Source organism: Flavobacterium sharifuzzamanii (assembly GCF_003254585.1).
Taxonomy (GTDB): Bacteria; Bacteroidota; Bacteroidia; order Flavobacteriales; family Flavobacteriaceae; genus Flavobacterium; species Flavobacterium sharifuzzamanii.
Map to the genome: position 1 here is coordinate 178,507 of NZ_QJGZ01000042.1, position 18,236 is coordinate 196,742.

At 32.4% G+C, this 18,236-nt stretch carries 27 protein-coding genes; 26 read left to right on the top strand and 1 reads right to left on the bottom strand.

Annotated elements, in window-relative coordinates; genetic code table 11:
• Positions 1-149 precede the first annotated feature (149 nt).
• The 20 genes from DMA14_RS20485 (at position 150) to DMA14_RS20585 (ending at position 12,996) form a co-directional block, all read left to right on the top strand.
• Positions 150-656, top strand: coding sequence for a TPM domain-containing protein (locus tag DMA14_RS20485; RefSeq protein WP_111426367.1), 507 nt, complete (start codon positions 150-152; stop codon positions 654-656).
• 86 nt (positions 657-742) lie between these two features.
• A complete protein-coding gene (locus DMA14_RS20490; RefSeq protein ID WP_111426368.1) occupies positions 743-1,177 on the top strand; it encodes a GNAT family N-acetyltransferase in 435 nt (144 codons plus the stop codon).
• A 16-nt stretch (positions 1,178-1,193) separates the two neighbouring features.
• Entirely contained in the window at positions 1,194-1,580 is a 387-nt protein-coding gene (locus tag DMA14_RS20495) for a DUF1801 domain-containing protein (RefSeq protein ID WP_111426369.1), read from the top strand.
• A 106-nt stretch (positions 1,581-1,686) separates the two neighbouring features.
• The gene (locus DMA14_RS20500; protein ID WP_111426370.1) at positions 1,687-2,070 is read left to right on the top strand and encodes a YdeI/OmpD-associated family protein; all 384 of its coding nucleotides are present in this window, start codon (positions 1,687-1,689) and stop codon (positions 2,068-2,070) included.
• Between the two features lie 104 nt (positions 2,071-2,174).
• Positions 2,175-2,855, top strand: coding sequence for a DUF4919 domain-containing protein (locus tag DMA14_RS20505; RefSeq protein WP_111426371.1), 681 nt, complete (start codon positions 2,175-2,177; stop codon positions 2,853-2,855).
• 134 nt (positions 2,856-2,989) lie between these two features.
• Positions 2,990-3,532, top strand: a complete 543-nt coding sequence (locus DMA14_RS20510; protein WP_111426372.1) for a DUF2975 domain-containing protein — start codon at positions 2,990-2,992, stop codon at positions 3,530-3,532.
• Between the two features lie 9 nt (positions 3,533-3,541).
• Complete coding sequence (locus tag DMA14_RS20515; RefSeq protein WP_057116634.1) at positions 3,542-3,748, top strand: helix-turn-helix domain-containing protein; 207 nt, start codon at positions 3,542-3,544, stop codon at positions 3,746-3,748.
• A gap of 254 nt (positions 3,749-4,002) precedes the next feature.
• Complete coding sequence (locus DMA14_RS20520) at positions 4,003-4,596, top strand: NAD(P)H-dependent oxidoreductase (RefSeq protein ID WP_111426373.1); 594 nt, start codon at positions 4,003-4,005, stop codon at positions 4,594-4,596.
• A 24-nt stretch (positions 4,597-4,620) separates the two neighbouring features.
• Positions 4,621-5,064, top strand: coding sequence for a hypothetical protein (locus DMA14_RS20525; protein WP_111426374.1), 444 nt, complete (start codon positions 4,621-4,623; stop codon positions 5,062-5,064).
• A 75-nt stretch (positions 5,065-5,139) separates the two neighbouring features.
• On the top strand, positions 5,140-5,592 hold the full coding sequence (locus tag DMA14_RS20530; RefSeq protein ID WP_111426375.1) for a hypothetical protein: 453 nt from the start codon (positions 5,140-5,142) through the stop codon (positions 5,590-5,592).
• A gap of 106 nt (positions 5,593-5,698) precedes the next feature.
• Complete coding sequence (locus DMA14_RS20535) at positions 5,699-6,187, top strand: SRPBCC family protein (RefSeq protein ID WP_111426376.1); 489 nt, start codon at positions 5,699-5,701, stop codon at positions 6,185-6,187.
• 37 nt (positions 6,188-6,224) lie between these two features.
• A complete protein-coding gene (locus tag DMA14_RS20540; protein ID WP_111426377.1) occupies positions 6,225-6,641 on the top strand; it encodes a hypothetical protein in 417 nt (138 codons plus the stop codon).
• Between the two features lie 199 nt (positions 6,642-6,840).
• Positions 6,841-7,209, top strand: a complete 369-nt coding sequence (locus DMA14_RS20550) for a nuclear transport factor 2 family protein (protein WP_111426378.1) — start codon at positions 6,841-6,843, stop codon at positions 7,207-7,209.
• A 122-nt stretch (positions 7,210-7,331) separates the two neighbouring features.
• Positions 7,332-8,372, top strand: coding sequence for a serine hydrolase domain-containing protein (locus DMA14_RS20555; RefSeq protein ID WP_111426379.1), 1,041 nt, complete (start codon positions 7,332-7,334; stop codon positions 8,370-8,372).
• Between the two features lie 6 nt (positions 8,373-8,378).
• Complete coding sequence (locus DMA14_RS20560) at positions 8,379-8,804, top strand: DUF1801 domain-containing protein (protein WP_111426380.1); 426 nt, start codon at positions 8,379-8,381, stop codon at positions 8,802-8,804.
• A complete protein-coding gene (locus DMA14_RS20565; RefSeq protein ID WP_111426381.1) occupies positions 8,801-9,904 on the top strand; it encodes an MBL fold metallo-hydrolase in 1,104 nt (367 codons plus the stop codon). Before DMA14_RS20560 ends, DMA14_RS20565 begins: the two co-directional genes overlap by 4 nt.
• 55 nt (positions 9,905-9,959) lie before the next feature.
• Positions 9,960-10,490, top strand: a complete 531-nt coding sequence (locus DMA14_RS20570) for a GNAT family N-acetyltransferase (RefSeq protein WP_111426382.1) — start codon at positions 9,960-9,962, stop codon at positions 10,488-10,490.
• Positions 10,491-10,513: 23 nt separating this feature from the next.
• Positions 10,514-11,638 carry a lactonase family protein gene (locus tag DMA14_RS20575; RefSeq protein WP_111426383.1) on the top strand — a complete coding sequence of 375 codons (1,125 nt, stop codon included), beginning with the start codon at positions 10,514-10,516 and terminating at the stop codon, positions 11,636-11,638.
• A 192-nt stretch (positions 11,639-11,830) separates the two neighbouring features.
• Complete coding sequence (locus DMA14_RS20580) at positions 11,831-12,355, top strand: GNAT family N-acetyltransferase (protein ID WP_111426747.1); 525 nt, start codon at positions 11,831-11,833, stop codon at positions 12,353-12,355.
• 59 nt (positions 12,356-12,414) lie between these two features.
• Positions 12,415-12,996, top strand: coding sequence for an LOG family protein (locus tag DMA14_RS20585; protein ID WP_111426384.1), 582 nt, complete (start codon positions 12,415-12,417; stop codon positions 12,994-12,996).
• Between the two features lie 9 nt (positions 12,997-13,005).
• Here DMA14_RS20585 and DMA14_RS20590 read toward each other — a convergent pair whose 3' ends face one another.
• Entirely contained in the window at positions 13,006-13,851 is an 846-nt protein-coding gene (locus tag DMA14_RS20590) for a helix-turn-helix domain-containing protein (protein ID WP_111426385.1), read from the bottom strand.
• A gap of 85 nt (positions 13,852-13,936) precedes the next feature.
• Here DMA14_RS20590 and DMA14_RS20595 point away from each other — a divergent pair, with 85 nt between their 5' ends.
• The 6 genes from DMA14_RS20595 to DMA14_RS20620 all read left to right on the top strand — a co-directional run bounded on the left by DMA14_RS20595 (position 13,937) and on the right by DMA14_RS20620 (position 18,199).
• Positions 13,937-14,329 (top strand): DoxX family protein, encoded by a 393-nt coding sequence (locus DMA14_RS20595; RefSeq protein WP_111426386.1) that lies wholly within the window; start codon positions 13,937-13,939, stop codon positions 14,327-14,329.
• 5 nt (positions 14,330-14,334) lie between these two features.
• A complete protein-coding gene (locus DMA14_RS20600) occupies positions 14,335-15,285 on the top strand; it encodes a polysaccharide deacetylase family protein (protein WP_111426387.1) in 951 nt (316 codons plus the stop codon).
• A gap of 140 nt (positions 15,286-15,425) precedes the next feature.
• A complete protein-coding gene (locus DMA14_RS20605; RefSeq protein ID WP_111426388.1) occupies positions 15,426-15,893 on the top strand; it encodes an SRPBCC family protein in 468 nt (155 codons plus the stop codon).
• A gap of 303 nt (positions 15,894-16,196) precedes the next feature.
• Positions 16,197-16,565, top strand: a complete 369-nt coding sequence (locus DMA14_RS20610; protein ID WP_111426389.1) for an iron chaperone — start codon at positions 16,197-16,199, stop codon at positions 16,563-16,565.
• Between the two features lie 41 nt (positions 16,566-16,606).
• Positions 16,607-17,506 carry a TlpA family protein disulfide reductase gene (locus tag DMA14_RS20615; RefSeq protein ID WP_111426390.1) on the top strand — a complete coding sequence of 300 codons (900 nt, stop codon included), beginning with the start codon at positions 16,607-16,609 and terminating at the stop codon, positions 17,504-17,506.
• A 9-nt stretch (positions 17,507-17,515) separates the two neighbouring features.
• Complete coding sequence (locus DMA14_RS20620) at positions 17,516-18,199, top strand: 2'-5' RNA ligase family protein (protein WP_111426391.1); 684 nt, start codon at positions 17,516-17,518, stop codon at positions 18,197-18,199.
• The last annotated feature ends 37 nt before the right edge of the window (positions 18,200-18,236 follow it).

Consider the following 18,236-nt stretch of genomic DNA (forward strand, 5'->3'; position numbering starts at 1 on the left):
TTTAAAATCCGATTTGTGAAAGCAGGTCGGATTTTTATTTTAATATGAGTCAATATTTTTCAATATAAAACAAAAACTATTCTACTTTTCATCTGTTTAAAATTAAAGAATGTGCTACTTTTGCTGCACCAAATCTAAACTGCCACAGAATGAAAAAATTATTCTCTACGCTAGTACTGTTAACCTCAGTTCTTTTATCTGCCCAAACAAAAAACGACACCGATTTTGCTGCTCAATTAAAAAGCTCTTTTTCAGGATCTACAGACTGTGTCAATGACTTCGAAAAAATATTAACACCAGTCGAGCTTAAATCTTTGAATACCACATTAAACGGTTTCGAAAAAAAATACCTTTATAAAATTGTTGTCATCACAACTCCTTCTTATTCTCCCTTTAAATCATTGGAAGAATATACATTGGAACTTGATAAATTTCTATCAAAAGACCCGCGATTAGACCCTACTCTTTTAATAATTGTAAGTAAAACATTAAGACAAATTCAGGTTATAAGTGTCGATTTTATAAGATACAAATTAAGCACTGAAGACACGCAAAACATAATTGCCACTTATTCTGTTCCAGAACTTAAAAAAGGAAACTATTATAAAGCACTAGAACTGGCTTCAAATGAGTTCATGAAAAAGTTACAGCCATAAAAAATACCAAAATCCGATTTGCATAAACAAGTCGGATTTTTTATTTAACTTTCATACGCTTAACGAACAATAAATGCAAATTCAAAATGGTAATTGTAGAAGAAGCGAAAAACATCAACTTACCACGTTTAAGAACCATTTTCTTAAACGAAAGACAGCGAACATTTACAGAGCAGGACACATCTGAATTTAAACTAGAAGATTTTGACAAACAAACGCAGGGAGAATATATTCTTACTGCATTTGTAGGTGATATTCCCGTCGGATTTATTTCGATTTGGATGCCTAACCATTTTATCCATCATCTTTATGTTGATAATGCATATCAAGGAAAAAACATTGGCACCCAATTACTAAAAGCCGCAATACAGAAAACAGCATTTCCAATTACCCTAAAATGTCTTGTAAGCAATACCAAAGCAATTGAATTTTACTTAAAAAAAGGGTTCACAGAAAAATCGAGAGGTCAGTCAGGCAACGGAACTTATATTTTATTTGAACTCACAAAAGATATAAATTAACTTAAATGCTAAAGATATGAATCAGATTCAGGATTACAACGATTCTCAGACAGCAGAAAATAAAGAAATCTGCAATCTTCTTTATGACATTATAAATAAAAACTTAACTGAAGCCGAAAACAAAATCTGGCATGCGCATCCTGTTTGGTTTCTAGACGGAAATCCGATTGTAGGTTACAGTAAACTAAAAGGTTCTGTCAGATTACTTTTCTGGAGCGGACAATCTTTTGAAGAAGAAAAACTTCAAAACGAAGGTTCATTTAAAGCTGCTGAAAAGCGTTATACAAACATCGATCAGATAAATGAAGAAGATCTAAAACGCTGGCTCGAGAAAAGCAGAGAAATTCAATGGGATTACAAAAACATTGTCAAACGAAAAGGCCAATTACTTCGGTTAAAATAAACAAAAACATTTTAACCATTTAGTTTCCAAAACTTTATTTTAATTTTATTACTGACATACTGTTGTCATAAAACCATTTTACTTTTATAAAATAAAAATTAGAAAGATGGAAACTAAAGACGGAAAATTAGCTGTTTATGCTCCAACCAGACAAGATTGGCGCAACTGGCTCGAAGCAAATAGTCAGACAGAAAAATCAGTTTGGCTAATCTTGTATCATAAAAAAAGTAAAACACAAAGTGTAAATTTAGTCGAAGCAACCGAAGAAGCACTTTGTTTTGGCTGGATTGACAGTCTCTGCAAAAAAAGAGATGCCGAAAGCTATTACCTCACCTTCTCTCATAGAAATCCCAAAACCAGCAAATGGAGCAAACCCAATATCGAAAGAGCCGAACGCATGATTCAGCAGAATTTAATGACAGAACATGGCCAGAAATTAATCGATATTGCAAAAGAAAAAGGAAAATGGATAACTAATGAACCATTATAAAAGCATATTTCGTCATGCCGAATTAGGATTTTGCAAGAACATTTTGCTTTAAAATAATTTGTATTTTAGTAAGACCAGAAACCTAACCCAAAACCGTCTAAATCATGCTAAAACATCTTTTTGTTGCCTTATTTTTTTGCATCGGAATCCAATTAAACGCTCAAGATCTCGGTTTTACAAAACCTGATTATAAAGCAATCGAAAAAGAAATCAGTGATAAGAATTCTAAATTCTTCTATCCAAAATTGATGGAAAGGCTGATTAAAAATGATACTCTTTTATCACATGATGAATATCGCCACTTATATTTAGGTTACTTTTTTCAACCCAAATACAATGCTTTTTGGACTTCTCCCAACGACGAAAAACTTCGCACTTATTATGCTAAAGAAAAGCTCGAAACTTCAGATTATGACGAAATTATAAAACTAGCCAATAATTCCTTAAACGATTTTCCATTTGACCTAAGACAGCTCAACTATCTAGCTTACATTTATCATTTAAAAGGTGACGAAACTGCAGCAAAAATTGCTTCCTTTAAATTTCACAGTATTATGAATGTAATTCTTTCTTCTGGAGATGGCAAAAAATGCGAAACTGGTTTTCATGTCCTAATGGTAGATCACGAATACATATTGCTCAGCCTTTTTGAAATTGAATCGAAAGGGCAATCATTAGTTGAAAATTGCGATTACCTAAGTTTCGAAAAAGGTGTTTACAATGTAGATGGCATTTATTTTAATATTGAAAAAATGCTCGAAAACGAAAAGAAAGTCCTCCGATAACAAGATTTTGAAACATATAAAAATAGCTTCAGCATTGAAATTGCTGAAGCTTTTTTTTTGATAAAAACTATTTATTTATTGTTTATCGATAAATTTTTATTATTTTAGTAACATAACTTCTAATCTTAAATAGTATGGAAATTAAAATTGGAACACCACAGATTCTAAAAATCCTGAATATTTTATCGTGGATTATTTTTATTGGCTTATGCGTAGAAGCCGGTATGTATCTTTTTAACGGAATTTATACTATGACTATAAATTCCTATAATGCTCGTTTTCTTAACTTACTTGATCTCTACAATTATAGTCCAAGTTTCTATATTCAAGAAATATGTTTTATCAGCATTGTGGCAATATTAAAATCGATTATGTTTTATCTGATTGTAAAAATGCTGCACGAGAAAAAATTAAATATAGAACAGCCTTTTACTCCAGAAACAGGACGCTTTATATCTTACCTCTCCTATTTGGCTTTCGGGATAGGACTGTTTTCTTTTTGGGCTTTCAAATTCAACAATTGGCTAATTGCTAAAGGAGTCAAACTTCCTTCTTTAGAATCACTTAATCTTGAAGGCCACAGCATTTGGATTTTTATGTCCATTGTAATGTTTGTAATTGGACAGATTTTTAAAAGAGGAATCGAAATTCAATCGGAAATTGACCTAACCATTTAAACCAAAATTATGCCCATTATAGTAAATTTAGACGTCATGATGGCAAAAAGAAAAATGTCATTAAATGAACTTTCAGAAAAAGTAGATTTGACATTATCAAATCTCTCTATATTAAAAACAGGAAAAGCAAAGGCCATTCGTTTCAGTACGCTCGAAGCAATCTGCAAAGTTTTGGATTGCCAGCCTGGTGATATTTTAGAATTTTCAGAAGAATAACTAATAGTTTTTACACAATCTTGTCATTTCGACGAAGGAGAAATCTTCGTTAGAAACTCGACAAAGATTGGGAATTACTTTGCGGAGCTACTTGCGGAGATTTCTCCTTCGTCGAAATGACAAACTGTACTTAGCTCTGACAGATTTTAAAATCCAATTCAACATCTTAAAATAAAATATTTTACTTTTAATTTGTATTTTCGTACAGAACTGATTTAAACTTTGAAACGATTACAAATCTAAAAAGTCTAAAAATGAATGTTTTAATTGTTTATGCACATCCAAGCAAAAAATCATACACCTTTCAGGTTTTGGAAAGACTAAAATCTGTTTTAGGCAATGAAAATTGGCATATTGAAGTCTCCGATTTGTATGGATCTAATTTCATCAGCGATATGTCTGAAGCAGAATATGAGCGTGAAGGTTTTGTAAAAACTCAACTTCCGATTCCGCAAGATGTTTTGAACGAACAAGAAAAAATAGAAAAAGCAGACTGCATTATTTTCCTTTATCCAGTTTGGTGGAGCGATTGTCCTGCAAAATTAAAAGGCTGGTTTGATCGTGTTTATTCTGTTGGATATGCTTACGGACAAAATGAAACTTCAAGGAAAATGAAAACCATTCCGTACGGACTTGCAATCTGTACCGCTGGCCATCCGAATGAATTTTTGCTTGAAATTGAAATGGCTCAAAGCATGGAAAAAATTATGCTCGAAGACCGTTTAGGAAAACGTTTTACACATAAAGAAATGATTATTTTGGGCGGAACACTAGAGCTTGAAAATGTAATGGCAAAGCATTTTGAACTGATTAATAAAATTCCAGAAAAAATTAAGGCAACACTATAAATCACAAATCTTACTTTATAAAAAATGATTGAAGACAATAATTCAGAAAAATCAGTTTTTGAAGAAATTCCAACCGAAAAAATATATTCAGAAAAAGCCATAAGAATAGGAACTTTTTTTGCTGGTCCACTAGTTGCAGGTTATTGCATTGCAGAAAATTTTAAAGCATTTAATGACGCTGAAAAAGCAAAAAACACATGGATTATTACAACACTATCAATGATTGCAATTATTGGACTTATTTTTATCATTCCCGATAACTTTCCAAATATTCTCTTCCCAGTGCTTTATTCAGCTGTGGCTTCTTATTTCTTGAAAAAATTTCAAGAGCAGAACATTCAAAAACATATTCAAAATGGTGGTGAAACTTTCGGCGGATGGAGAGTTACTTTGATTGGTTTGTTGAGCATACTTATATTTTTTGGAATTATTATGAGTGTAGTTCTATTAACAGAAAGTTCCATATAACTTTTGAAAAAAATATTATAACAAAACATTTCGAAGTACGTTAAAGACATTCTTAAAAAAATAATACAATAGATTATGCCTTTCAACAAAATAAAAGCTTACCACTTATTTTGGATTGTTTCTATTCTAATTTTAATTATTGGTTTTATAAAAAGTTTTTATCCCCACTCTTTTCTGGATATTAATATTCATGACACTTATTATATAATTTCCAATCTTGAAATTACTGCTAGTCTTTTTTTTCTCTATTTCTTTGTGGGCTCAGGTTATTGGTTAATTCAAAAAGTTTTCAAAAAACAGCTTACAAAACCTTTGACCGTAATTCACTCTATTATTTTGATTGGAAGTCTTATGATTTATTGGTTTCTTTTTCTTTATTATAAACTAATTGCAAATAATGACTTCTCACTTGTTGATGGTTCTTTAGTGCTAAATTTAGTATTAATCTTAGAAATTTTTATTATCCTTTTTATTGCCACTCCTATTTACATTGCAAATTTTATGATGGCTTTCTTACGAAAAGAATAAGAACAGAGTTTGTCCGAAAATCACCTCAAAATTGTCTTTTAAGCACCTTAATCAATTGATTTTAAGATTGTAATTTTACATTACTAATTTAAAAAATCAATTGATTATGAACTCACACGATTTTACCACAACAATACTTGTCAACCAATCGCCAGAAGAAGTTTTTAAAGCTATACAAAACGTTAAAGGCTGGTGGTCCGAAGAAATTGAAGGAAAAACAGCAAACAAAGGTGATGAATTTAAATATCATTACGAAGATGTTCACCGTTGTAAAATAAAATTGACAGAAGTCATTCCGAATCAAAAAATTGTCTGGCTGATTGAAGAAAACTATTTCAGTTTTACCAAAGACGACACCGAATGGACCAACACAACAGCAATTTTTGACATTTTGAAAGAAGGCGATAAAACGAAACTCACTTTCACCCATGTTGGTTTGGTTCCAGAATACGAATGTTTTGATGTTTGCACAAAAGGTTGGAGCAACTATGTCGAAAACAGTTTGAAAAAATTAATAGAAACTGGAAAAGGACAACCTAATGCAACTGGAAAACCTCAAATAGAAACCGAAAGAGCATTATCATCAAAAGAATAAATTTCTTACTTTCGTTATACTAATAAAAACGAAAGCTATGAACCCATTTTTAAGAAATACTTTGGCCGTAATTGCAGGTCTTGTTATCGGAAGCATTGTCAATATGAGCATTATTTTAATAAGCGGTTCCATAATTCCGCCTCCAAATGGTGCTGATGTTACTACAACAGAAGGTTTACAAGCTACTATGCACTTATTCGAGCCAAAGCATTTTCTTTTTCCATTTTTAGCCCACGCAATCGGAACTTTTGCTGGAGCGCTTACAACTGCATTATCTGCTGCCTCTAACAAAACCAAATTAGCTTTTGTTATTGGGGCTTTCTTTTTATTTGGCGGCATCACAATGGTTTTTACACTTCCATCTCCAATTTGGTTCAGCATTGTTGATTTAGTTTTTGCTTATCTTCCAATGGCTTATCTGGCTTCTAAAATTGCTGTAAAAAAGAAAATATAAAGGAAAAATGGAAGCAAAAAAGAAGCTTCAAACAAACATTTTTACGTTACCAAATTAGGCGGAAAAGAATTTACTAAATTGGGCATTGATCTTTCTAAAATTAAATCGGAAGAAGTTTAATTTTATAAATTCCGTAGTATTTTCTGCAAAATTTATAGCGCTTTATTTCATAACTTAGTTTGTTTTTAAATTTTGAATTATGACTAATAAAGAAATCGCTAAAAACTTCCTGAAACTAGCAGCAAAAGGGCATCCTCACGAAGGTTTTCGATTATATGTCGGAAAGAATTTCAAACACCACAATGCCTACTTCAAAGGTGATGCACAGACATTAATGCTTGCTATGGAAGAATCAGCCAGAACAAACCCAAATAAAGTTTTTAAAATACATCATATTTTAGAAGACGGGAACCTTGTTGCTGTACATTCGCATCTCAAACAAACGCGCTCAGACATTGGTTTTGCCGTCGTGCATATTCTCAAATTCAAATCGGATAAAATCGTCGAACTTTGGGATCTTGGTCAACCTGTTCCCAAAGATTCTATTAATGAAAACGGAATGTTTTAATTTAATTATAAATTGTTAATGGTGAATTATTAATTATAAAATACTATGAAAAATCATTAACCATATTCAATTGAACAATCATTAAATATTAACTATTTACAATTCACCATTAACAATTATAAATGAACTTCATCGTCAAAATTTCCTTATTATTTGTTTTAATTTTCGCTTCTTGCAATTCATCGGCTCAAAAAAAAGACGATTATAGAAAAAGTATTGATAGTATACTTCAAAACTCAAATCCTAAATTTAATGGCGTGGTTTTGATTTCTCAAAACGGAAAAACACTGTATTCAAAAGTTGAAGGTTTTTCAAATTTTGAAACTAAAAAACCTTTAAAATTAGATACCCAATTTGAAATCATGTCAAATAGCAAATTAATTGCTGCCGTTTTGCTTTTATTGGAAGTTGAGAAAGGAAAAGTAGATTTGAATGCACCAATCAAAAGATATCTTCATGAATTAACTCAAACTTGGGCAGATTCGGTAACGGTTCATCAGCTTTTAAATCATTCTCACGGAATTGTCGATTTACAAAAACCGTTGGCATTTAAACCTGGAACCGATTTTAAATACGGAAATCTAAGCTTTAATCTGGTTGCAAAAATTGTCGAATTCAGCTCTAAAAAAAGCTATACAGAGGTTGCCGAATCGCTTTTTAAGAAATTAAAAATGAATCACACTTTTTGCTATTCAAAAGATAAAGAACAAAATCTGGCAACAGGTTATTATAATGAAAAAAATCAATTGGAACCTGATACCTCACGACAAATCACAGATGAAACTTTAGGCGCAGACGGCATAATTTCAACCGTTTCTGATTTAGCAATTTGGAACAATAATCTTCATAAAGGAAAGATTCTAAAACCAGAATCGTATCAATTGTTAATTAAAAATACCATTTTATCTCAGCATAATTTCTTCGGAAAAGAAAAACAGCCTTATGGGTACGGAATTCGAATTGTAGAAGAAGAATCTGTTAAGTATCTTGGACATACAGGTTTGGGAGACGGGTTTTCTGGCGTAAATTTGTATTTCCCAGAAAGCGATGTTAGTTTGATTGCATTGGAAAATCAAATGCCTGAAGATGCTAGTTTGTTTTATGCGACTGAATTTAAAATCAAAAACATTCTTTTAAAAAGCAATTTATTAAAGAAAAAGTAAGCTAAAATGGCAAAAAATAAAACTACAGAAACTCAAAACAGTGTTACTGATTTTATTAACGCTGTTGAAAATGACGTTAAAAGAAACGATGCTTTTGAACTTCTAAAAATAATTGAGGAAATAACAGGTTTTGAACCCAAAATGTGGGGCCCAAGCATTATTGGTTTTGGAAGTTATCACTACAAATATGAAAGCGGACATGAAGGAGATGCGCCACTTGCGGGGTTTTCGCCAAGAAAAACAGCAATGACAGTTTACTTCTATTTGCCAGAAGAAAAAAGAGAAGCACTTTTATCTAAACTAGGAAAACATACTTCGTCAAAAGCCTGTATTTACATTAAAAAATTGGCTGATATTGATATCGAAACCCTAAAAAAGATAATTTTACTTTCAATTGAATATACCCAAAATTTATATCCACAAAATAAATGATAACATTCCTAATTCTATTATGCCTGATTGTTTTTGCAATTTATATGTTTCTACAGCATCCAAAATTCGGAAAAGCACCTTCGGGCGCAAGATTAGTCCAGATTCAAAATTCGCCACAGTATAAAAACGGAAAATTCGAAAATCAGAGTTTTACGCCAGATTTAGCTGAAGGAGCAAGTATGGCTGGAGTTTTGTTTGAATTTTTCTTTAAAAAAGTAGATCGAAAAATCCCGACAGATTTGATTCCGTCAGTAAAAACCAATTTATTAGAACTTCCTTTAGATCAAGATGTTTTAGTTTGGTTTGGACATTCGTCTTATTTTATTCAGCTGGAAGGAAAACGTTTTTTGATTGATCCCGTTTTCAGCGGTAACGCCTCTCCTATTCCTGGAACAACAAAATCGTTTAAAGGTTCTGATATTTATACAGTTGAAGATCTTCCAGAAATTGACTATTTATTGATTACACACGATCATTATGATCATTTGGATTACGATACGATTTTAAAATTAAAACCTAAAACCAAAAAGATAATCACAGCTCTTGGAGTAGGTTCTCACTTAGAATTCTGGGGCTTTTCTCCTGAAATTATTATTGAAAAAGATTGGTATTCAAAAATCGAATTAGATCAAAATCTAACCATTCATACTGCTCCTTCCCGTCACTTTTCTGGCAGAGGTTTTAAAAGATGCAACACGCTTTGGACTTCTTTTATTCTGGAAACCAAAGATTTTAAAATGTATTTGGGTGGAGACAGCGGTTACGATTCGCATTTTGCAGCAATTGGTGAGAAATATGGCCCGTTTGATATTGCTTTACTTGACAATGGCCAATACAATGAGAAATGGAAATATATTCACAACATGCCTGAAGATGTAATAAAAGCGATGAAAGACTTGAAAGCTAAAAGGGTATTTCCTGTACATTCTTCGAAATTTGCTTTATCGCTACATTCTTGGGATGAACCTTTAAATAAAGTGACTGAATTAAATAGTTTATCAGAAAACCCGATTCCGCTAGTAACGCCAATGATCGGTGAAGCTGTTGAATTAAAAAATGATAAACAAGAATTTAAACAGTGGTGGCGTAATGTTCGTTAATTGTTAATTGTAATGTCACCTTGAGTAAAACAAAGGATCTAACACAAACAAAAAAATGAATACGTCAAGCTATATTATACGAAATGCTTTTCCTTCAGAATTTGAAGAAATTGGAAAGCTTTTAATTCATGTTTATTCACAATTAGAAGGTTTTCCAAAAGAAAATGAACAACCCAATTATTATAAAATGTTGGCGAATATCGGCGATTTTACTAAACTTCCTGATACTGAACTTCTGGTTGCTACAGATGAATACAGTACAATTCTTGGAGCGGTTGTCTTTTTTAATGATATGCAATATTATGGTTCTGGAGGCATTGCAACGCAAGAAAAAAATGCTGCCGGATTTAGGTTATTAGCTGTTGATGCCAATACTCGCGGAAAAGGAATAGGAAAACTATTAACTCAAGAATGCATTAAAAAAACAACCGAAAACCATCAAAATCAACTTATTATCCATTCGACTTTATCAATGAAAACGGCTTGGAAAATGTATGAAAATCTTGGTTTTAAAAGATCTGAAGATTTAGATTTTATGCAAGGAGAACTGCCCGTTTTCGGATTTAGACTGAAGATCATTTCATAACCAAAACAAATAAAACTTAAACCTTGAAACTAAAACTAACCTACATAACCATAACGTTTCTCCTAACATTTAATATCTTTTCTCAAAGCACTTACGTCTTTTTGGGTTCTTATAATCGTGATAAAACGGCTGAAACAATTCAGGTTTATCAACTGGATACTTTGAGCGGAAAATTGACTAAGTTCACTTCGGTTAAAAATATTGTGAATCCATCATATTTAACGGTTTCTCCAAACGGTAAATATGTTTATGCTTGCACAGATACTAAAACTCCAAATGCAGGAAGCGTGAGCAGTTTTGAATTTAATCCCACAGCAAAAACTTTGACTTTTTTAAACAGCCAGAGAAGCGGTGGCGAAAATCCAGTCTACGTCAGCGTGCATAAAAACGGAAAATGGCTTGCCAATGCCAATTATACAGAAGGAAGCGTTTCGGTTTATCCCATTCTAGAAAACGGTAAAATCGATTCGATTGCGCAGAATTTTCAATATGCAGATGGAAGTGTAAATAAAGACAGACAAACCAAATCTCATGTGCACTCGGCAGTATTTTCTCCAAAGTGCGATTATTTATTTTTACCCGATTTAGGTGCCGATAAAATTCGCAGTTATGCTTTTGATGAAAATCAGAAAAAACCTTTAATAGAAACTCAAAATCCATTTACGAAAACTGATTTAGAAGCTGGGCCAAGACATTTTACTTTTCATCCAAATCAAAAATGGGGATATTGTATTGAAGAAATGGCGGGACAGATAAGCGTTTACAATTATGAAAATGGTGTTTTAAACAAAGTTCAGCGCATTGCCACACATCCTGAAAAAATTAAAGAAGGCTTTGAAAGTTCTGATATTCATATTTCTCCTGATGGGAAATTTCTTTACGCGACAAACCGAGGCAAGGAAAACAATATTGCGATTTTCTCTATTGATGAAAACGGATTATTGAAAAACATTGGTTATCAATCTACGCTAGGAAAACATCCGCGTATTTTTGCTATTGACGAAAGCGGAAAATTTCTAGTGGCTTCGAATGTTCAAACCAATAATGTTGTTGTTTTTAAAAGAGATTCTAAAACCGGATTATTAAAGAAAGTAGGGAAACAGATTAAAATGCAAAATGTTTCTTGTGTTCAGATTAAACAGATATAATTTTTTTATAAATATATTATAGATAATCTTGTTATTTCGAGGAATGAGACCCGAGCGCTAGCGAACTGGCGAAGCAAATCTCCATAAGTAGCTCGACAAAGGTTGAACTCTCGTTATGGAGTTTCTTGCGAAGATTTCTCGTTCCTCGAAATGACAAACTTTGTGTTATTAATTATTAAACAATTAAAAAATATGACAATAAACAACTTCAATTTACAGCCAGATTTCTTAGAAAATGAAATTTCAAAATTAATTCCTTTAGAAGAAAAACATTTTGAAGCATTATTTGAAGCTGCTTCTGATCCTTTAATTTGGGAACAAAATCCTGTAAAAGACCGATATACAAGAGAAGGTTTTAAAACTTATTTTGATATAATAATCACAAAAAGTTCGTTTCTAATTCTCGACAAACAAACCAATGAAGTAATGGGAACAACAAGTTTTTATGACTATAATCCAGAAAAATCGAATGTTGGAATTGGCTACACTTTCATTACAAGAAAATATTGGGGCGGACCATATAATAGTTCAAATAAAAAATTAATGATGGATTATGCTTTCCAGCATGTTAATTCGGTGCTTTTTCATATCGGAGCAGAAAATTTCCGTTCTCAAAAAGCGGTATTAAAACTCGGAGCAGAAAAAATCAACGAACTGACATTTACCATTAACGGCGCTGATTTTCCTTATTTTGAATATGAACTACAAAAAAAATGATGAGTTATAAGTTGATTTTTATCTCATAACTCATCGTTTATAACTTATAATTAAAAACAATGAAAAGAATAACTGTTTTCTGCGCCTCTAGTTTTGGCACTGAAAAAATTTATGAAGAACAAGCCACTGCTTTAGGAAAAACTTTGGCTGAGCAAAATATAGAATTAGTTTACGGTGGCGCCAACGTCGGCTTGATGGGTGCAGTTGCAGACGGAGCTTTAAATGCAGGCGGAAAAGTAATTGGCGTGCTTCCGGACTTTTTAAGATCAAAAGAAATTGCTCATCTAGGCTTAACCGAATTAATTTTGGTAGAAAGCATGCACGAAAGAAAAACCAAAATGAACGATTTATGCGATGGTGTAATTGCGCTTCCTGGAGGTTTTGGAACACTTGAAGAGCTTTTCGAAATGCTAACTTGGGCACAATTAGGATTACATAAAAAACCAATCGCTGTTTTAAACGTAAACGGTTATTATGATTCCCTGATTGAATTATTGCAAACTATGACCAAAAAAGGATTCCTGAAAGAAGTAAACCGAGAAATGCTTTTGGTTAGCGAAAATATTGACGATTTACTCAAACAAATGAAGAATTATGTTGCGCCAACTGTTGGGAAATGGATTGATAAAAAACAATCTTAAATTTCAGAATTAGACCTTGTCAACACTTTTAAACTGCTTTTTATAGTCACTTGGATTTACTCCATTATGTTTTTTAAACAATCGATTCAAGTGACTTGCATCACTAAAACCAAATTCATATACAATCTCATTAATTTGCATATTGGTATATTTCAGTCGTGTTTCAATTAGTTTTATTTTGTACGCGATTGTATACTCCTGTATGCTTTGCCCCGTTTTGGTTTTAAAATACTCACTTATATATTTAGGCGAAATATTAAATGCTGATGCCATATTCGTTGCTTTTAATTGATCTGGACGATAAATATTTTGATGAACATAGTTCAATAAATCTAGACTTGGCACTGCATTAACCTCACTTACAGAGAGAGGAGTCATAAGCGAAATATTTCTCGCTGCTATCGTTATAATTGTATTTATAATTTGCCTTATAACTTCTTGCTGCTGCGGAAACTGACTTTTTTCTTCTCTAATAAGCGCTTCTATCATTGCTCTTATTAAAGGTTTGTCTATTATAGTTTTTAAAATACAGCCCGGCATATGATTGTGGTTATGGAAAATAAATTCCAACTTCTGAATCCAATCACTGTTTTGTGTTTTAAGATAACTGTCATTAAAGCGTATAAAGAAAAATTTGGTTTTCTCAGTGACTTCAAAACTATGTGTATCTTGAGGAAAAATTAGAAAAAACTTATCACTGCTATACGGCAATCGGTGATCGTTGATAATTTGAGTTCCTTTTCCTTCTAAAACAAACACCATTTCAAAGAAGGTGTTTTTACGTTCTTTTGGTTCGTATTCTAAAACTTCTAAAAACTGAAGTTCAAAAGGACGGTGTAAGTTTCTAATTTCCATCTTCCAAAAATACAAATTATTCCAATGATTGTACAAATTTTAAAAAGTCGTTATCAGCAACTTTGTATTATAAAATCACATCAATATGGAAACAACCTCTTTTTTATTATTACGTCTTGCAATCGCTATCAGTATGTTTGGCCACGGATTAGTTCGTCTGCCAAAACTTGTCTCTTTCAGCAATTGGATGGTTGGTAGCTTTGAAAATTCAATGCTGCCTAAAATCATTATAACACCATTCAGCTATATTCTACCAATAGCCGAATTTGCAATCGGCCTTTTCTTATTATTAGGTATCTTTACTAAACCTTCTTTAGTTGCTGGAGCAGTCGTTATGCTCATCTTATTATTTGGCACTTCGATGATTGAGAACTGGGAAGCTATTCCGTCGCAATTAATTCACATCGCTTTTTTTGCTTTGCTTTTGCATTTTGCAGATTATAACAGCTGGGCAATTGATACTTTAATTAAAAAATAAACATCATGAGTTCAAGAAGAAATTTTATTAAACAAACTGGAATAATAGGAATGGTTGGAATGATAAATCCCATTGAAACCTTTTCGGAAGTTTCGAAAAATACACCTCTTTTCTCCCCGCAAAAAACAAAATGGGCAGATGGTTCCAGATTAGTGGTTTCGATCTCAATGCAATTTGAAGCTGGCGGACAGCCTCAAAATGCTGAAAGCCCGTTTCCACAAAATATACAAAAAGGTTTTATAGACCTACCTTCTGCAACTTGGTATGAATACGGATACAAAGAAGGCATTCCGCGTATGCTTGATAATTGGGATAAATTAGGCGTAAAAGTAACTTCGCATATGGTTGGAACCGCTGTGTTAAAAAATCCCGAACTGGCGAAAGAAATTGTCCAAAGAGGCCACGAAGCTGCCGCACACGGAATGAGCTGGAGTACGCAATACACCATGCCGTATGACGAAGAAAAAAAGTTTATAAAAGATGGAGTCGATGCCATAAAAAAAGTCACAGGCTTTACTCCTGTTGGCTACAATGCTAACTGGTTACGCCGAGGGCAAAATACGTTGGATATCTTACAAGAACTTGGTTTTAAATATCACATAGACGATCTTAGCCGCGATGAACCTTTTATTATACAGGTAAAAAATAAAGATTTTACAGTTGTTCCCTATACGCTCAGATGTAATGATATTGTTTTGATTGAAGGGAAAAACTTCTCGGCAGATCAATTCTTCCAACAAGTTAAAATGGAATTTGATCAATTATACGCCGAAAGTGAAACGCAACGCCGACAAATGTCAATTAGTTTTCATGATCGTATTGGAGGAACTCCGCAAATGGTAAAAGCAACAAACGATCTTATCAAATACATGCAGCAACATGCAGGCGTAAGCTTTAAACGAAAAGATGAAATTGCCGAAATAGCATTGCATGATAAAACTACAATAAGAGAATAGATTTTAAATTTAGTATAACAAATCCATACAGGTCAAAATACTTGTATGGATTTTTTTATTCTCTTTTCAAAATTTCTTTCTTAAATTAGAAGTCCGAAAAAAAACTCCTGTTTTACCTTACACATTTTACACATTAAACCATGAAAACAGAAAACAATAAATATGCAAAGGCCGAAATGCTGATTAGAAAACCTGTTTCAGAGGTTTTTCAGGCTTTTATTGATCCTCAGATTACGAGTAAATTTTGGTTTACGAAAGGATCAGGAAAATTAGAAGAAAATCAAAAAACCGAATGGACTTGGGAAATGTATGGTTTTTCGCTTTCAGTAACCACACTTGTTGTGCAAGAAAATAAAAAGATTGTAATCGAATGGGGAAATCCAGACGAAATTACTTTAGTCGAATGGGTTTTTAGTCCATTAAATGAAAATGAAACTTTTGTGAGTATAACCAATTCTGGTTTTCACGGAGATTCGGATAAAATAATCGATCAAGTTCGCAACTCAACTGAAGGTTTTACTTTGGTTCTTGCTGGAGCAAAAGCTTATTTAGAGCATAATTTACGATTAAATTTGGTCTTGGATCGTTTTCCTAAAGGTCTTGCTTAAACATATGATTTAACCGCAAAATCTGTATGCTATTTTTACCGCAAAGATCGCAAAGGGTTACGCAAAGTACACTAAGTTTTTTTGTGGGTCATTTAAAATGAAAAAGTTCACAAAGCTTTGTGCAGATAAAACTTTTTACAGACAACGCTTTGCGAGCTCAATATACAGGATCTAACTTAAGTATCTAGTTAAAAACATCTTAGCAAACTCTGCGTAAAAAATTTTACTGTAAAGAAAGGCAACTTGAAACCTGAAACTTGAAACCTGAAACTTGAAACTCGAAACTTCAAAAAACAAAAGAAAATGGAAGTTAAAAAACCCGAAAACATAGACGAATACATTGGCGGATTTCCGAATGAAGTCCAGGAAATTCTAGAAAAAGTCCGAATGACGATTCAGAAAGCGGCTCCAGATGCTAAAGAAAAAATCAGTTATTCGATGCCAGCTTTTGAGCAGAATGGAATTGTGGTTTATTTTGCGGCTTTCAAAAACCATATCGGACTTTACGCTCTACCTTCTGGACATAAAGCATTTGCAGAAAAACTTTGTAAATATAAATCCGGAAAAGGTTCTGTCCAATTTCCTCTGAAAGATCCAATGCCTTTTGACTTAATAGCAGAAATTGTTAAGTTTAGAGTAAAAGAAAATCTTGAAAAAGTAAAAAAGAAGTAATCTTAAATCCTATTTTCTTATTATTTACAAAATCTTAGTTAATGAAAAAAATAAACCTTCTTTTTTTGCTTTTTACCTTTTTTGTAAACTTTTTGGGTTTCGCTCAAGACGAAGCTGCAGTTGAAAAAGAAATTTTAGAACTTCATAAACCCACAAAAAAAGTTCATGATTCAATCGTAAAACTGCAAAAAGAAGTGTATTCGAAAATTGCGATTGAAAAAGACTCCATACTTAAAAATCAATTAAATCTTCGTTTGGATGAATTGGAAAATGCAAAAGATCAAAATGATATTGAAGAATTAAAACTTGATTTTGTTTTTGCTGAAAATCATCCTAATTCATACCACGCTTTACAACTTATACGACTTCATGTTAGTCGTTTTATTGGAATGAATTTTTATGACACTTTCGTGGAAGTTTTTGAAAATTTCACGCCAGAAATAAGAAACTCTGAAAAAGGACAAGAAATGTCCGAGAAATTAAAATACTTTAAACAAAGCAAAGTTGGGAGTCCAGCGCCCTATTTTAATCTGAAAGATATTGACAATAAAGACATTTCGCTTGCCGATTTTAAAAACAAACAATATGTTCTAATTGATTTCTGGGCTAGCTGGTGTGCTCCTTGCCGCGAGGAATTGCCATATATTAGAGAGTTATACAAAAATTATAAATCGCTTGGTTTTGAAATCATAAGCATTACAAAAGACGAAAAATCAGATGCTTGGAAAAAGGCCATTGAAAAAGATAAAATCGAATCTTGGAAACACATTTCAATTTTAGAAAATAACAGTTCTATAGATAAAGATTATTTCGTAAGCGGAATTCCTCACAAAGTTCTTATTGATAAAAACGGCATTATTATTGGGAAATGGAAAGGTGGCGGAGAAAACAATAAACATGATTTACAAAAGCTTCTAAAATCGATTTTTGAGGCAGAATAATATACAGAAATGAATTTAACCGAACATTACAATCAGCTTTATAAAACATCTTCTGAAATTATTTCGGCAGGAAAATATTCTATTGACTCTGAACTTAAAAATGAATCAGATTCCCGTTTCGGAATTACACTGCTTATTCGCCCAAATGATGAAATCAAAGCTAATATTCAGTCATTTATCAGTGAATTAAAAAAAGCTGAACCCGAGCAGTATTTTTATCCCGATTCAGATATTCATATTACAGTAATGTCGATTATTTCTTGTTCGGATAAATTTACTTTAAATCAGATCTCACCAAACGAATATATCGAAGTAATTTGCAGAAGTCTGGTCGATGTTGAGAAAATAAAAATTCACTACAAAGGTATAACTGCTTCGCCTTCGGCAATTATGATTCAGGGTTTTCCAAGCGATGAAACTCTGAATAATCTCCGAAATAAACTTCGAGAGAATTTCAAAAATTCAGGATTACAGCAATCTATTGATAGTCGATATGAAATTTCTACCGCACATTCTACAGTAATGCGTTTTCAGGAAAAACTTCAAAATCCGAAAAAATTAATTGAAATTGCAGAGAAATTCCGTGATTATGATTTTGGAGAATTTGAAGTCAAAAATTTAGAATTGGTTTATAATGATTGGTATCAGCGAAAAAACACTACTCGTATTTTGGGTGATTTTGGATTGAGATGATTTTTTTTTGCTTGCCACAAATTTCACAAATTTACGC

Bases quoted from the DNA above. Each gene is read 5' to 3' on its own strand.
- DMA14_RS20610 (WP_111426389.1), top strand. From the start codon at position 16,197: ATGGAAGTTAAAAAACCCGAAAACATAGACGAATACATTGGCGGATTT.
- DMA14_RS20505 (WP_111426371.1), top strand. From the start codon at position 2,175: ATGCTAAAACATCTTTTTGTTGCCTTATTTTTTTGCATCGGAATCCAA.
- DMA14_RS20535 (WP_111426376.1), top strand. From the start codon at position 5,699: ATGAACTCACACGATTTTACCACAACAATACTTGTCAACCAATCGCCA.
- DMA14_RS20565 (WP_111426381.1), top strand. From the start codon at position 8,801: ATGATAACATTCCTAATTCTATTATGCCTGATTGTTTTTGCAATTTAT.
- DMA14_RS20530 (WP_111426375.1), top strand. From the start codon at position 5,140: ATGCCTTTCAACAAAATAAAAGCTTACCACTTATTTTGGATTGTTTCT.
- DMA14_RS20570 (WP_111426382.1), top strand. From the start codon at position 9,960: ATGAATACGTCAAGCTATATTATACGAAATGCTTTTCCTTCAGAATTT.
- DMA14_RS20500 (WP_111426370.1), top strand. From the start codon at position 1,687: ATGGAAACTAAAGACGGAAAATTAGCTGTTTATGCTCCAACCAGACAA.
- DMA14_RS20555 (WP_111426379.1), top strand. From the start codon at position 7,332: ATGAACTTCATCGTCAAAATTTCCTTATTATTTGTTTTAATTTTCGCT.
- DMA14_RS20605 (WP_111426388.1), top strand. From the start codon at position 15,426: ATGAAAACAGAAAACAATAAATATGCAAAGGCCGAAATGCTGATTAGA.
- DMA14_RS20520 (WP_111426373.1), top strand. From the start codon at position 4,003: ATGAATGTTTTAATTGTTTATGCACATCCAAGCAAAAAATCATACACC.
- DMA14_RS20525 (WP_111426374.1), top strand. From the start codon at position 4,621: ATGATTGAAGACAATAATTCAGAAAAATCAGTTTTTGAAGAAATTCCA.
- DMA14_RS20550 (WP_111426378.1), top strand. From the start codon at position 6,841: ATGACTAATAAAGAAATCGCTAAAAACTTCCTGAAACTAGCAGCAAAA.
- DMA14_RS20615 (WP_111426390.1), top strand. From the start codon at position 16,607: ATGAAAAAAATAAACCTTCTTTTTTTGCTTTTTACCTTTTTTGTAAAC.
- DMA14_RS20600 (WP_111426387.1), top strand. From the start codon at position 14,335: ATGAGTTCAAGAAGAAATTTTATTAAACAAACTGGAATAATAGGAATG.
- DMA14_RS20540 (WP_111426377.1), top strand. From the start codon at position 6,225: ATGAACCCATTTTTAAGAAATACTTTGGCCGTAATTGCAGGTCTTGTT.
- DMA14_RS20495 (WP_111426369.1), top strand. From the start codon at position 1,194: ATGAATCAGATTCAGGATTACAACGATTCTCAGACAGCAGAAAATAAA.
- DMA14_RS20590 (WP_111426385.1), bottom strand. From the start codon at position 13,851: ATGGAAATTAGAAACTTACACCGTCCTTTTGAACTTCAGTTTTTAGAA.
- DMA14_RS20620 (WP_111426391.1), top strand. From the start codon at position 17,516: ATGAATTTAACCGAACATTACAATCAGCTTTATAAAACATCTTCTGAA.
- DMA14_RS20490 (WP_111426368.1), top strand. From the start codon at position 743: ATGGTAATTGTAGAAGAAGCGAAAAACATCAACTTACCACGTTTAAGA.
- DMA14_RS20595 (WP_111426386.1), top strand. From the start codon at position 13,937: ATGGAAACAACCTCTTTTTTATTATTACGTCTTGCAATCGCTATCAGT.
- DMA14_RS20560 (WP_111426380.1), top strand. From the start codon at position 8,379: ATGGCAAAAAATAAAACTACAGAAACTCAAAACAGTGTTACTGATTTT.
- DMA14_RS20580 (WP_111426747.1), top strand. From the start codon at position 11,831: ATGACAATAAACAACTTCAATTTACAGCCAGATTTCTTAGAAAATGAA.
- DMA14_RS20485 (WP_111426367.1), top strand. From the start codon at position 150: ATGAAAAAATTATTCTCTACGCTAGTACTGTTAACCTCAGTTCTTTTA.
- DMA14_RS20585 (WP_111426384.1), top strand. From the start codon at position 12,415: ATGAAAAGAATAACTGTTTTCTGCGCCTCTAGTTTTGGCACTGAAAAA.
- DMA14_RS20510 (WP_111426372.1), top strand. From the start codon at position 2,990: ATGGAAATTAAAATTGGAACACCACAGATTCTAAAAATCCTGAATATT.
- DMA14_RS20515 (WP_057116634.1), top strand. From the start codon at position 3,542: ATGCCCATTATAGTAAATTTAGACGTCATGATGGCAAAAAGAAAAATG.